This window comes from Amycolatopsis palatopharyngis, from assembly GCF_003385185.1.
Classification (GTDB): Bacteria; Actinomycetota; Actinomycetes; order Mycobacteriales; family Pseudonocardiaceae; genus Amycolatopsis; species Amycolatopsis palatopharyngis.
The window spans coordinates 224226-237123 of record NZ_PQHZ01000004.1; the positions used below are offsets into that span (position 1 = coordinate 224226).

The window sequence follows — 12898 nt, forward strand, 5'->3', positions numbered from 1 at the left end:
CGTCGGTTCTACTCGTTCGACGACGTGGGCTCCTCCGGGCCGCCGGAGACCGGCTCCGTACGCCGATCGGCCGGGTAGCGGAGGTTCTCCACCATCTCCTCCAGGTGCTTCGGCGGCGGCGCCGTCAGCTTCGACACCACGATCGCCACGATGAAGTTGATCGCCGCGCCGATGGCACCGATCGCCTCCGGGCTGATGTTCAGAATCAGCTCGTTCTCCGAGGTCCCGAACACTTCCAACGTGTAGATCATGTAGCTGATCGTCACCGTGAGACCGGCGATCATGCCCGCCGCGGCACCCTTGTCGTTGCACCGTTTCCAGAAGACCCCGAGCACGATCGCGGGGAAGAAGCTGCACGCTGCGAGCCCGAAAGCGAACGCCACCACCTGTGCCACGAACGCGGGCGGGTTGATGCCAGCGATCACGGCCACGATCACCGCACCGGCCATCGCGACCCTGCCGACCAGCAGCCGCTCACGGTCGTTGGCGTGCTTACGGAAGCGGCGGAAGTAGAAGTCGTGTGACACCGACGACGAGATGACCAGCAGCAGACCGGCCGCGGTGGACATCGCCGCCGCCATACCGCCCGCCGCGACGAGCCCGACGATGGGTGCGGGCAGCCCCGCGATCTCCGGGGAGGCGAGCACCAGAATGTCGTTGTTGATCGTGAGATCGGCACCGGCGTCTGCGCTGTTGCTCACCGACTCGATCGTGGTGGCGTTGGGATCGACCGTAACCAGACCGGTGGCACGCCAGTTCTCGATCCACTGTGGAAGCTGGTCCACCGAACGACCCTGCACGCCCTCCAGGAGATTGAACTTGGTGAAGGCACCCACTGCCGGAGCGGTCGTGTAGAGCAGGCCGATGAACAGCAGTGCCCAGAACGCCGAGTACCTGGAACCTCGCACGGTCTTCGTGGTGTAGAACCTGATGATCACGTGTGGCAGGCCTGCCGTACCGATCATCAGCGTCAGCGTCACCAGGAAGATGTCGATCATCGGCCGTGCGGTGAACGCCTCGGTGTACCGGTCGAGCCCGAACTCGGCGCTCAGCGCGTTCAGTTCGTTCAGGATCTGCCCGAAGGACACCTGCGGGATCGGGATTCCGGTGACCATCTGTGCGACGGCGACCGCCGGGATCAGATAGGCGACGATCAGCACCGTGTACTGAGCCACCTGCGTCCAGGTGATGCCCTTCATCCCGCCCAGTACGGCATAGGTGAAGATGATCGCCGCCGCGATGGCCACGCCGCCGTTGATGTTGATGCCGAGGAAGCGACTGAACACGATGCCGCCGCCGTTCATCTGGCCCACCACGTAGGTGAACGAGATGATGATCGCCGCACCGGCGGCGACCGTGCGCACGAACTCGGAGTACCGGTCGCCGACGAATTCCGGCACCGTGTACTTGCCCCACTTACGCAGATACGGCGCGATCAGCATGGCCAGCAGCACGTAGCCGCCCGTCCAGCCCATCAGGTAGATCGAGCCGTCGGAGCCGAGGAACGCGATGAGGCCGGCCATCGAGATGAACGACGCCGCTGACATCCAGTCGGCGGCGATGGCCGCGCCGTTGGCGACCGTCGGGATGCCCTGTCCCGCGACGTAGAAGCCCTTGGTCTCCGCGACGCGGCTGCGCCACGCGATCGAGATGTAGACCCCGAACGACAGGATGATGAAGATCAGCGTCCAGACCTGGATGTTGCTCATTGCCGCCGGCCCTCCTCGTCACGCTCGCTGACGCCGAACTTGTCGTCGAGGCGGTCCATGCGTACCGCGTAAATGAGGATGAGCAGCAGGAACGTATAGATGGAGCCCTGCTGGGCGATCCAGAACCCGAGCGGGTACCCGCCGAAACTGACCTGGTTCAGCTGCTCGACGAACAGGATGCCGCCGCAGAACGGCACGATGAACCAGACACTGAGCAGCGCGAGCATCAGCCGGAGGTTCCGCCGCCAGTATTCTCGCCGCCAGTCGCCCTGCGAGGGCGACTGGCTTTCTTCTCCTGTGTGCGCCACCGCTGGCTCCCTTCGGTCGAAACCGCGTCACGGGTGCGGAAAGGATCGAGCGGGCGAATCGGACATGGCAACGATTCGTCCCCCAGCGTCGTGAACGGGGCCATGAGCGGTCGCGGGCCGCGCCTCGCCGTGCTCCGGCGGCGGCCGGGAACCGCTCGGGTGCCCGATCCGGCCGCTCACCCCCGGCCGGTGACCTCTCGCGAACGCACGGCTTGGTGACGTGGCTCACGGCGCACCTAAACTCGCGGCATGTCCTCGGTGACCAGCACGGGTGGAGCGACGACGGGTCGTCGGCGTGTCATGCACGTCGGCAGCGCCGGCATGATCTTCGGTGGGCTGCTGATCCTTGTCGGTTCGCTCCTGCCGTGGGTATCCACCCCGGTGGGCCATTTCTCCGGCGCCGCCGGCCCCGGGCTGTGGACTCTGTGCGCGGGCACCATCGCCATCGCCGGCGCGCTGCTGCCGTACCGCCGCCTCGCCCTCGCGCATGCTCTGGTGCCGGGCGTCGCCGTCGCGGTGCTGGTGACGTGGCAACTGCTCCGGATCGCGCAGTTGAGCGCGAGCACGGACAGTTGGGGCAGCTTGCTGCCGGGTATCGGCCTCGTCATCGCGGGTGGGGGCGCGTTCGTCCTGGTCCGGACCGCATCGCGGATTCGCGGCGCGGACTAGCGCGGGCGAGAGCGTTCCAGGTGGTGGCGCGGCCGCCGCGGCATCGTGGTTCTCATGGCCAGACCCGCGCAGTAGGGTGCTCGATGTGGCTTCGTCCGCTGTGGATCCGGCCTGGGACGACCCCGACGACGAGGATCGATGGGTCCCCGATGTCGGGGACGAGTACGACATGCCCGCCGACGTCGACGCGGCGTTCCGTACGGTGCGCCGCGTTGCCGTTGGTCATTTCGTCGTGTTCCTCGGTGTCGTCGTCGCGGTCCCGATCCTGACGCTGACCGTCGACTGGTGGTCGGAGGGGCGACTGGTCGGCGGCATGACGCCCAGCTTCGTCATGGCGGCGGTCGGGCTCTACGTGTTCTTCTTCCTGCTCGCGGCCGCCGCGGCGACCCTGTCGAACGCCGTCGAGGACCGCATGCTCGGCGCCCCCGAGCAGGAGACACCCGACTCCGGCGGCGAGAAATCGTGATCGCCGCGAGCCTCACGGTGCTGGTCGCGCTGTTCGCGGCGGTGCTGATCGCCGGGCTCGTGCTGCGCCCACGCGGCGCGTCCACATTCGAGTTCTACCTCGCCGGCAGGCAGGTCGGTGTCGTGACCAACGCCTGCGCGATCTGCGGTGACTACTTCTCGGCCGCGTCGTTCCTTGGCGTGGCCGCCGCCGTCTACGTCTCCGGCCTCGACGGCGTGTGGTACGCGACCGGCTTCGCCGCGGGTTTCGTACCCGTGCTGCTCTTCGTGGCCGCGCCGCTGCGCCGGTTCGGCGAATTCTCCATTCCGGACTTCCTGGGCCGCAGGCTCGGCTCCGAACGGGTGCGACTCACCGCGGTCACCGTCGTGCAGCTCGTCATCCTGTCCTATCTCGTGCCGCAGGCAGTGGGCAGCGGTCTGACGTGGGAGCTGCTTGTCGGCGAGGGCGTTGCCGGCCTCTCGCCGTACGCCACCGGCGTCGTCGTGTCCACAGTGGCCATCGCGGCGCTGGTCGTCGTCGGGGGAATGCGCGGCACCACATGGACGCAGGCCGTGCAGTTCCTGTTGCTGCTCGCCGTGTTCATCTGGCTGGCGATCGTCGTGCTCCGGTCCGGCTTCAGCTATCCCGACGCTGTCGGACGGCTCTCGGACAAACCGCTCGGCAATCCGGCCGAGGTCGACGGAAACTGGCAGCTAGAGGTGGCGGAGAACCGGTTGGAGAGCGGCGAACCCGCGTATTTCGGGAACCCGGGCGGCCGGTACGGCCCGCTCGGGCAGATCACGCTCATCGTCACGCTCATGTTCGGCACCGCGGGCCTGCCACACGTGATGAACCGCTACTTCACGAGCCCGACGGGCACCGCCGCTCGGATGACCACCGTGTGGGTCCTGGGCTTCGCCGGTGTCTTCTACGCCCTTGCGGTGCTGATCGGTACCGCGGCGCGGTCACTCGTGTCGCAGGCGGTGCCCGACCGGCCGTGGCTCGCGGACCTGACCGTCAATGGTGTGCTGCGCGTGCCGGAGCACGCACCGCTCGTGCTCGGCCGGATCTACGGCGGTGACACCGGGCTCGCCGTGGTGGCGATCGGGGCGCTCATCGCGGTGTTGTCCACGATCGCGGGACTGTTGCTGGCCTCGGCCGCCTCCTGGGGACACGACGTGTACGAGCGGCACATCAACCCGGTTGCCACCCAGCGGCAGGCGGTGTGGGCGGGGCGGGCCGCCGTCTTGGTGGTCGCGGCGCTGTCGGCGGGGCTCGCCCTCCTGTTGCGGCCGTACTCGCTGACCGCCATGTTCCCCTCCATCGTGGCCACCATGGTGACCTGGGCGTTCGCGCTCGCGGGATCGGCGCTGGCGCCGGTGTTCATCCTCGCCATCTGGTGGCGGCGGACGACCGCGCCCGGGGCGGTGGCCGGCATGGCCGTCGGGGCGCTGACGGCGATCAGCCTGGTTGCGGTGGCGCCGTCGGCCGGTGAGAGTGGCATCGGTGAGATCTTGTTCGCACCCACGATCGTGGCCGCCCCGTTGGCCACGCTGGTCACCGTGATCGTCTCGCTGCGTACCACCGCGCCCGCCGATGTGGAGCGGCTGTGGCTCAAGCTGCACGGGACCGCGGCCGATCGGCGGGCGGTGCGGCTGGCCAAGCTCACGATCGCGGGCGTCGACGGGAAGAGACGATGAGGAACGGCAGTTGGCCACTGGCGATCGCGGTGGCGCTCACGTGGGGCTTCGTCTACCTGGTCACGCAGGTCTTTCCCGACCCGCCGCTGGAGGTCGAGGCCACCGTCCTGATCGGAGTCGGGATCACGTTGGTGCTCACCATCGGCTACCCGTCCGCGCTGCGCGGCCCCCGAAGGGCGGGGCCGATGCGGCGCTCCGCGGGGCGGCAGGGTCGCACGATCGCCGCGGTCGGCAGGTCCATGCCGTTGCGGTCCGGGCTGACCGCCGAGACCGCGCGCCGGGCCGTGCAGCTGTTGCATCCCGTACTCGGGGGTGATTCGGTGGCGATCACCGACCGCGAGCGGGTGCTCGCGTTCCAGGGCCCCGGCTCCGACCACCACACGGTGGGTGAGCGGCCGCAGACGGAGGCGTCGGCCAGGGTGCTCGCCAAGGGAAAGACGGTCGTGGTGCGGCGCAGGAGCCGCCTCGGCTGCCCGTCATCGGACTGTCCTTTGCAGAGCGCCGTGATCTCGCCACTCGCCATCGGCAAGCGCGTGGTCGGGACACTCAAGGTCTACCGCGTGGACGAGATCCCGCCACCGAGAGACGTCGTCGAGGGCGTGGCCGGGATCATGTCGCTGCATCTTGAGCTGTCCGAACTGGACTACGAGCGCAAGTTGGCCGTGGACGCCAAGCTCGACACCCTGCGCGCCCAGATCAACCCGCACTTCCTGTTCAACACGCTCAACACCATCGCCTCGAAGGCGCGCACCGACCCGGAAGAGGCTCGCAGGCTGCTGCTGCGGCTGTCCGACTTCTTCCGGTACGCCGTCCGGCAGGAAGGGCACCTGGTCGAGTTCGGACAGGAGTACTTCTTCGTGCGCACCTATCTTTCCCTGGAACAGGCTCGCTACGGCAAGCGGCTGCGCGTGCGCTACGACATCGATCCGCAGGTGCTGACCGCGCACGTACCGGTGCTGACGATCCAGCCGCTGGTCGAGAATGCCGTGAAGCACGGTCTTTCCGACAAGGTCGACGGTGGCACCGTGAGGCTGAAGGCCCGCGTCGACCCGTTGACCCGGACCACGTCGATCCGCGTCTCCGACGACGGGGTCGGCATGTCGCCGGAACTGCTGGAGCGGCTGACCTCCGGCGACGGCGCCGCGGACGGTGGGGTTGGGCTGCGCAACATCTCGCAGCGGATGCAGGCCCTGTACGGCGAGCGTTATCGTCTCGACATCCAATCCGACTACGGTAACGGGACCGTCATCGACCTGCGCATCCCCTTGGGGTGATCGGCATGCGAGCTCACTGCCTCATCGTCGACGATGAGGCGCCCGCTCGGGAGGAGCTGCGTTACCTGCTGGGGACGTTCGAGCATGTCCAGGTGGTCGGCGAGGCAACCAACGCCGAGGAGGCGCTGGTCCTCCTGCGGTCGCTGCACTACGACCTGGTGCTGCTGGACATCAAGATGCCGGGCGGTACCGGGCTGGAAGTGGCGGAAGCGGTGCGCCACTCGCCCAACGCACCGAAGGTCATCTTCACCACCGCCTACCCGGACTACGCCGTGGACGCGTTCGACGTTGACGCCGTCGACTACCTGGTGAAGCCGTTCGACGCCGAGCGGCTCGGCCGCGCGCTCGACCGGGCGCTGTCGGGTGGGACCGCCGACGAGATCGAACAGCCACCGGCGCCGCGCGGTCCCGCGCTGGACCCGCTCGGACGCATCCCCGTGCAGCAGGGCGACCGGACCGTACTCGTCGATGCGTCGGCGATCCTGTACGCCAGCGCCGCGCGTGGCTACTCGTACCTGCAGCTCGCCGGTGAGCGGGTACTGGTGAGCCTGTCGCTGAACGAGCTGGAACGCAGGCTCACCGGTCATTTCTTCCGGACGCATCGGTCCTATTTGGTCAACTTGAACCACGTCCGTGAGTTGCGGCCGGACTTCAACGGCGCACTGGTGCTCGTGATGGACGACCGCAGGCGCAGCCGCGTCGAGGTGTCCCGCAGGCACGCCCGGGAGCTGCGCCGCCTGCTCGGTCTGTGACCATCGCACAGTTGGAAAGCCGTCCGGCCGAACCGTCCCCAAGCGACGAAGGTGTCAGGCTGGTTGCGCTCCTGGCCTGCCGTCCTCGATGACGAAGGTGGCGCGATCGCGGATCGGCGCACCGGGTCGGCTGACGTAGTCGACGACGCGGAAGTCCGCTGTCCACTCGGTAGGTGTGACGATGTTGCGGACGTACCCCCGATTGCGGTTGATGAACTTGATGTGCGGGTTCTCCTGCAGCTGTACCCGGTCGCCGGGCCGCTGATCCTCGCCGTCACCGCCGCTGGTGATCGACGTGCCGACCAACTCGGTGGCGAGGGTGGCCGAATCGGGGTCATTGAAGTCCGCCTTCACGTCACAGACGTAACTGGCGTGCACGTCGCCGGTGAGCACGACCGGGTTGGACGTTCCCGCCGCGGCGAGATGGTCGCGCACCTCGTTGCGCTCGACGAGGTAGCCGTCCCACGCGTCGTTGCTGAAGTTGGTTCCCGGCCCGGCGACGAAGTCGCGCTGGGCGAAGAACACCTGCTGGGCCAGCACGTTCCAGCGGGCTGTTTGACCGGCCACCGCCTGGCGCAGCCAGGATTTCTGCTCCGCGCCGAGGATGCTGCGCGCCGGGTCCGCCCGTTTGGCGTCCCCCACCTGGTCACTGCGGTACTGGCGGGTGTCGAGCAGGTAGAAGTCCATGAGGTCGCCGAATGTGAGGCGACGGTAGATCTGCACGTCCGGGCCGTTCGGGCGTTGCGCACGACGTAGCGGCATATGCTCGTAGTAGGCCTGAAACGCTCGTGCGCGGCGGCGGCGGAACACCTCTGGGTCGGCGTCCGGCTCGCCATCTCCCTGCGAGATCTCGTCGGCCCAGTTGTTCTCCACCTCGTGGTCGTCGAACACGACCGCCCAGGGGAACTCCGCGTGCGCGGCCTGCAGATCGGTATCCGACTTGTACTGGGCATGCCGGATCCGGTAGTCGGCAAGCGACCAGATCTCGCCGGTGGGGGAGTGTCCGCGCCCCAGCTCACCCTGGGCGTCACCTTCATAGATGTAGTCGCCGAGAAACGCGACCAGGTCGAGGTCCTCCTCGGCCATGTGGGCGTATGCGTTGAAGAAACCGGCAGGGTAGTTCTGGCAACTGGCGAACGCGAAGGCGAACCGGTCCAGCCGGGCACCGACGGCCGGTGCGGTCTTCGTGCGAGCGACGGGGCTGAGCTCCGAACCGGCCCGGAAACGGTAGAAGTAGTCGGCGCCGGGGCGTAACCCCGACAGTTCGACGTGCGCCGAATGCCCTTCTTCCGGGCGGGTCAGTGCACTGCCGGCGGCGACCACGCGACGGAACTGCTCGTCCTCGGCAACCTGCCACGCCACGGGCACCGGTCGATCCGGCATCCCACCTCGGCCGTCCTCGGCCAGCGGTTCGGGTGCCAGCCGGGTCCACAAGACCACACCGTCGGACAACGGATCCCCAGAAGCCACGCCAAGGCTGAACGGCGAACTCGGTACCTGGCCCCGGATCCGGTCGCGCGCCCATGCGGGAACGGAGGTCATCGCCGACGACGCGCCCAGCGCGGCCACTCCGGCAGCGCCACCCAGCAGCACCTGACGACGTGACACCGAAGCGGACGACGACGGCGAACTCGTGGACTCGGACATGTGTTCACCTTTCCCGTGGAAGTCACATGCTGGCTCACCCGTCGGTGGCCGCGCCTCATCAAGCCACACGTACGGCGACGTTCCAACCACGACAGGGTGAACGTTGAGCATCTCGGACAGGTGAGCGCTCTTGTACGGCGCCACAGTCTGCTTCGTGACATCGGTGTCGCGCGCTGTTCACCACCTACTGGACAGACATTCATGACAGCGCGCTTAGGTGTCGGCGACAGGTCTGAGCCGTAAGCAGAGGAGTGAACTCGCATGACGACATCGCGGACGAACGACGGAGACGGGCTCGGGCGACGCGCGTTCCTCCGGGGCGGGGTAGCAGCCGGAGCGGCTTCGGCTTTCCTCGGGCTGATGGGTAGCGGTGCCCTTGCCGCGCCCGCGGGGCGGGGCAAGATGGGTCCAGGACAGGCGCCCGAGAACGGTGGCTATGGACCACTGCAGCCCGCGCCCGGCGGTGAACTCCTGCTCCCCGCAGGGTTCTCCTATGTCGCGTTCGGACAGACCGGCACCCTGATGAGTGACGGAAGACCCACTCCAGGGCGGCACGACGGCATGGCAGCCTTCGCCAGCGACGACGGAATGATCCGCCTGGTTCGCAACCACGAACAGAGTGAAGGCCCGGCGTTCACCAGCCCCAGCTACGACCCCCTCGCCGCAGGCGGAACCACCACGATGGTGTTCGACCCGAGCGCCATGTCACTGGTGAGCACCCACCCGAGCCTGAGCGGCACCATTCGCAACTGTGCGGGCGGTCCCACTCCGGCAGGCACCTGGCTGTCCTGTGAGGAAACCTTCACCGGGCTGAACCACCCCACGCCGCACGGCTACGTGTTCGAGGTGCGAGCCGATGCCGACGGCCCGGTCGAGCCGGTCCCGTACAAGCAGATGGGGCGTTTCGTACACGAGGCCGTCGCCGTCGATCCGGCTACCGGAATCGTGTACGAAACCGAGGATCGGGGCAGCTCCGGCTTCTACCGTTACGTGCCCGACAATCGCGACGACCTCGGTGCGGGCGGGCGCCTGCAGATGCTGGCGATCAAGGATCAGCCTCGCTACGACACCCGTATCGGTCAGCATGCAGGGAGGACCCTGCCGGTCGAGTGGGTCGATATCGCGGACCCCGATCCCGACAGTGACGACTCGCTGGCGGTGTTCTACCAGGGACGGGACGCGGGCGGCGCGACCTTCGCGCGGCTGGAAGGCGCGTGGTACGCGGACGGGTCGATCTTCATCAATTCGACCAGTGGCGGAGACGCCGGCCTCGGACAGGTCTGGGAGTACCGCCCGCGCGGTAACTCCGGTGGTCAGCTGGTGCTGGTGTACGAGTCGACGGATCCCGATCTGTTGCAGAGCCCCGACAACATCTGCGTCTCACCCAACACCGGCGGCCTTGTCCTCTGTGAGGACGGAGGCGGCCGTGATCTGCTGCGCGGAGTCACCAACCGCGGCGAGATCTTCGACTTCGCCGCACTGAACAGCTCCAACACCAGCGAACTCGCGGGTGCCACGTTCAGCCCGGACGGAAGTATCCTCTTCTTCAACGTGCAAAGCCCCGGGGTCACCTACGCCGTGACGGGTCCCTGGGAGAACGGCGCTCTCTAGGTTCCGCGGAACCACCAGTAATACTCGGCGTCCGTACGTGTCACGGGCGAGGCTTCCGGCCTCGCCCGTGACACGTGCTCGGTCATAGTTTTAGTACCGCCCCGCGTACCAGGTGGGTGACTCGCCGAACATTTCCTTGAAGTCCCGGACGAAGTGCGCCTGGATCGTTCAGCGAATGATCAGCCCGGACAGTAGTGCCACGAGGGTCTGTTCCGCTCTGACCCTGGCGGCGTGGCTGTCCTCGGCGTGCGCGATGATCAGCGCGGCTTCGCCGGAACCGGCCCGGAGGGTGCCCGCACCTAGCGGGGGAGAGGCAGTGGGTCCATGCTCTGATCCGTGTTCGACATGTCGATTCCGTAGTCCTTGGCGAACAAGTTGTGCGTTTCGGCGAGGACCCCGTCGACGTTCTCGTCCAGGTTGAACACACGCGCACCGCGTACGTGATGATTCGCCTCGCCGCCGAGACCATAGGTGCCGAATCCGGTGCCGGGGCCGTAGCCGAGGAGCACGCCGTAGTAGTTGCCCATGTAGGTGTTGATGTGGTCGTGGCCGCAGAAGACACCGCGTACATCGCCTCGGTGCTGGATTGCGGAGAACATGCCGGAGTTGAATGGTCCCGGACACTCGTCCTCGTTGCGTTCGCCGAGGATGGAGTGCTTCTCGACGGCTCGTGCGTGGTCGCCATCGGTCCGGCTGTCGACACTCGCGAACCACATGAACCGGTGCTCCCACAGGCAGATGTGCAGGAACATCAGGCTCGGAACCGCGGCTCCGGCCCGGCGTTCCAGTTTCTCGGACGCGTCGAGGTACCACCTCACCTGGTCAGCGCGAAGCCAGTCCCATGTGGGATAGCCGGCGAAGTCCTGCCCGGCGATCTGTTTCGGCGCATAGCGTCCGCTGTCCAGCAGCCAGACGTTGAAGGCAGGTTTGCCACCCCGGGAGTCGTTGATGAGCAGGTTCATGTTCCCGGTGCCGGTGACGTCCTTCGCGCCCGCCGTGTTCATGTTGTGCTGGTAGGCGCGGAAGAACCGAAGCATGTCGGTTTCGTCGAAACCGGTCCTCGGCGTGGAGTCCTCGTCGTGGTTGCCGAAGGTCGCCGCCCACGGGATGCCGCGCCGCTCCATGGGCTGGATCACGTTGTTGAGTGCCTGCTTGGCCTCGAGTTCGGTGTTCGGGCCGCCGTTGATGTTGTCGCCGACCAGGACGACCAGATCAGGCCGCTCACTGTCGAGAACCCTGTTCATCAGCTCGATCGTGCGCCGGTCGATGCGATGATCGTCCTGAGTGTCGTTGAACTGCACGATCTTGAATTTTCCGTCGCGGTTGAAGCGCAGCGGAGCGGCACCGGATGCCTCGTCCGCGCGGGCTACCGGCGGAACGACCGAACCGACGGTCATGGCCAGCGCTCCCGCTCCACCGGCCTTGATGACACTTCTCCGGTCCATCCCTGTGTTCCGCGGGTTCTTCATGTAAATGTCCTCCGATCGAGTTACCGGATCACGACGATCAAGGATCCGAATTGCGCGCTCGTGAACGTAGCTCTGCGTCGACATGAAGACGTGCTGAGTCCTGCGGATTTCGCGCACGCCAGCACCGGCCGGGTCAGGGCACGGGTTGGCGTGGACGCGCGGCCCGATGTGACGACCGTGGTGGTGCGGGCGATGTGCAGTACCGCCCTCGGTCAGGTGGGTGGTGTGCGGTGTTGCGGATGGGTTTCTGGTCGGGGTCGAGCCATTGTGGTGGGGTGAATTCGGGGGTGCCGTGGCGGATGCGGACGGTCCAGCCGGTGTGGTGCAGTTCGCGGTGGTGCCGGGCGCAGACGAGGATCATGTTGTCCAGATCGGACGGTCCGTGGTCGATCCACGACAACACGTGGTGGACGTGACACCATTTCGGTCCGCGTGTGCAGCCGGGGCGGGTGCAGCCGCGGTCGCGGATGGCGAGGGCTCGGCGTTGGGCTGGGGTGGCCAGGCGGGTGGCACGTCCGAGGTCGAGGATTTCGCCGTGGGTGCCGAGGACGGCGGGTAGCACTTTCGCCTCGCAGCACCAACGCCGCAGCTGATCGGCACTGATGTAGCTGGAAGCGTCCAGCAGTGCCGCTCCGGCGCGTTGTTCCAGCTCGGCCAGTGACACGGTCACGGTCACGACGGCGCGTTCCCCGCCGGTGGTCGGCAGGTCGTCGGTGCGGGCGGCCAGCCCGATGATCTCGGCCAGAGCGTCACCTTCCCGCTGCGCCGGGGTGCGCCGATCGGGCGTGCTGTCGGTGTCGGCGGGATGGGGTTTGGCCAGTGGGTGCAGAAGCCCTTCGAGTTCGGCGGCGGACTCGGGGTCGAGTTCGCCGCTGTAGACGTATTGCCCGTCGCGGCGGTAGCGGCCCCGGAACTCCCGGTACGGCCCGGCGTGCTGGCGGTGTTGGTCGGTGGGCGGGGTGTCGTCGATGTTCCAGTAGCCCACGATCCGCCGCCCGACCTTGGCCACATCGGTGGCGGTGGCGCGCTGGGCGAACTCCACCAGCGTGCGCTCACTGTCGGCCCGATCGTTCTCCGGCAAGCCCTCGGGGGCCTGGGCGAGGACTTTCTGGATCGCCTGGACGTGCGCCACACCGATGTCCCCAGCCCCCAGAGCCTGCTCCACCAGGGGCATCGGGGTGGTGGCGTGCGAGACCCGCGCCGCCGCCTCGGCCCGGGACAGGCGCAGCGCCATCATCAGCAACGTCGCCGTATCCCGATACCCCCGCCCACCCGCCACACCCCGAGCTTCGACCTCAGCGATCAACTCCAGGA

Annotated in this window: 11 protein-coding genes; 6 read left to right on the forward strand and 5 right to left on the reverse strand. The window is 67.4% G+C overall.

Annotated features, from left to right (window positions below; translation table 11 throughout):
* Window positions 1–8 precede the first annotated feature (8 nt).
* On the reverse strand, window positions 9–1709 hold the full coding sequence (locus D0C15_RS04750) for a sodium:solute symporter family protein (RefSeq protein ID WP_116041088.1): 1701 nt from the start codon (window positions 1707–1709) through the stop codon (window positions 9–11).
* Entirely contained in the window at window positions 1706–2017 is a 312-nt protein-coding gene (locus tag D0C15_RS04755; protein WP_116041089.1) for a DUF4212 domain-containing protein, read from the reverse strand. The genes D0C15_RS04750 and D0C15_RS04755 overlap by 4 nt, the downstream gene beginning before the upstream one ends.
* Window positions 2018–2266: 249 nt before the next feature.
* On the opposite strand from D0C15_RS04755, the gene D0C15_RS04760 reads away from it, so the two are divergent.
* From D0C15_RS04760 to D0C15_RS04780, 5 genes are all read left to right on the forward strand, one after another.
* Window positions 2267–2686 (forward strand): hypothetical protein, encoded by a 420-nt coding sequence (locus D0C15_RS04760; protein WP_245975561.1) that lies wholly within the window; start codon window positions 2267–2269, stop codon window positions 2684–2686.
* A gap of 85 nt (window positions 2687–2771) precedes the next feature.
* A complete protein-coding gene (locus D0C15_RS04765; protein ID WP_245975562.1) occupies window positions 2772–3152 on the forward strand; it encodes a hypothetical protein in 381 nt (126 codons plus the stop codon).
* Window positions 3149–4831, forward strand: coding sequence for a solute symporter family protein (locus D0C15_RS04770; RefSeq protein ID WP_116041091.1), 1683 nt, complete (start codon window positions 3149–3151; stop codon window positions 4829–4831). The genes D0C15_RS04765 and D0C15_RS04770 overlap by 4 nt, the downstream gene beginning before the upstream one ends.
* Window positions 4828–6105, forward strand: coding sequence for a histidine kinase (locus D0C15_RS04775; RefSeq protein WP_116041092.1), 1278 nt, complete (start codon window positions 4828–4830; stop codon window positions 6103–6105). Before D0C15_RS04770 ends, D0C15_RS04775 begins: the two co-directional genes overlap by 4 nt.
* A gap of 5 nt (window positions 6106–6110) precedes the next feature.
* A complete protein-coding gene (locus D0C15_RS04780; RefSeq protein WP_116041133.1) occupies window positions 6111–6857 on the forward strand; it encodes a LytR/AlgR family response regulator transcription factor in 747 nt (248 codons plus the stop codon).
* Window positions 6858–6911: 54 nt separating this feature from the next.
* Here D0C15_RS04780 and D0C15_RS04785 read toward each other — a convergent pair whose 3' ends face one another.
* Window positions 6912–8504 carry an alkaline phosphatase D family protein gene (locus tag D0C15_RS04785; protein ID WP_116041093.1) on the reverse strand — a complete coding sequence of 531 codons (1593 nt, stop codon included), beginning with the start codon at window positions 8502–8504 and terminating at the stop codon, window positions 6912–6914.
* 261 nt (window positions 8505–8765) lie between these two features.
* Here D0C15_RS04785 and D0C15_RS04790 point away from each other — a divergent pair, with 261 nt between their 5' ends.
* A complete protein-coding gene (locus D0C15_RS04790) occupies window positions 8766–10115 on the forward strand; it encodes an alkaline phosphatase PhoX (protein ID WP_116041094.1) in 1350 nt (449 codons plus the stop codon).
* A 299-nt stretch (window positions 10116–10414) separates the two neighbouring features.
* On the opposite strand, the gene D0C15_RS04795 is transcribed toward D0C15_RS04790, so the two are convergent.
* Both D0C15_RS04795 and D0C15_RS04800 read right to left on the reverse strand, forming a co-directional pair.
* On the reverse strand, window positions 10415–11560 hold the full coding sequence (locus D0C15_RS04795) for a metallophosphoesterase (RefSeq protein ID WP_245975563.1): 1146 nt from the start codon (window positions 11558–11560) through the stop codon (window positions 10415–10417).
* Between the two features lie 157 nt (window positions 11561–11717).
* A partial coding sequence (locus D0C15_RS04800; protein WP_211323088.1) for an HNH endonuclease signature motif containing protein occupies window positions 11718–12898 on the reverse strand: 1181 nt, incomplete at its 5' end.

Excerpts from the sequence above, each read along its gene's own strand:
- D0C15_RS04780 (WP_116041133.1), top strand. The coding sequence starts at position 6,111 with ATGCGAGCTCACTGCCTCATCGTCGACGATGAGGCGCCCGCTCGGGAG.
- D0C15_RS04750 (WP_116041088.1), bottom strand. The coding sequence starts at position 1,709 with ATGAGCAACATCCAGGTCTGGACGCTGATCTTCATCATCCTGTCGTTC.
- D0C15_RS04790 (WP_116041094.1), top strand. The coding sequence starts at position 8,766 with ATGACGACATCGCGGACGAACGACGGAGACGGGCTCGGGCGACGCGCG.
- D0C15_RS04760 (WP_245975561.1), top strand. The coding sequence starts at position 2,267 with ATGTCCTCGGTGACCAGCACGGGTGGAGCGACGACGGGTCGTCGGCGT.
- D0C15_RS04785 (WP_116041093.1), bottom strand. The coding sequence starts at position 8,504 with ATGTCCGAGTCCACGAGTTCGCCGTCGTCGTCCGCTTCGGTGTCACGT.
- D0C15_RS04775 (WP_116041092.1), top strand. The coding sequence starts at position 4,828 with ATGAGGAACGGCAGTTGGCCACTGGCGATCGCGGTGGCGCTCACGTGG.
- D0C15_RS04795 (WP_245975563.1), bottom strand. The coding sequence starts at position 11,560 with ATGGACCGGAGAAGTGTCATCAAGGCCGGTGGAGCGGGAGCGCTGGCC.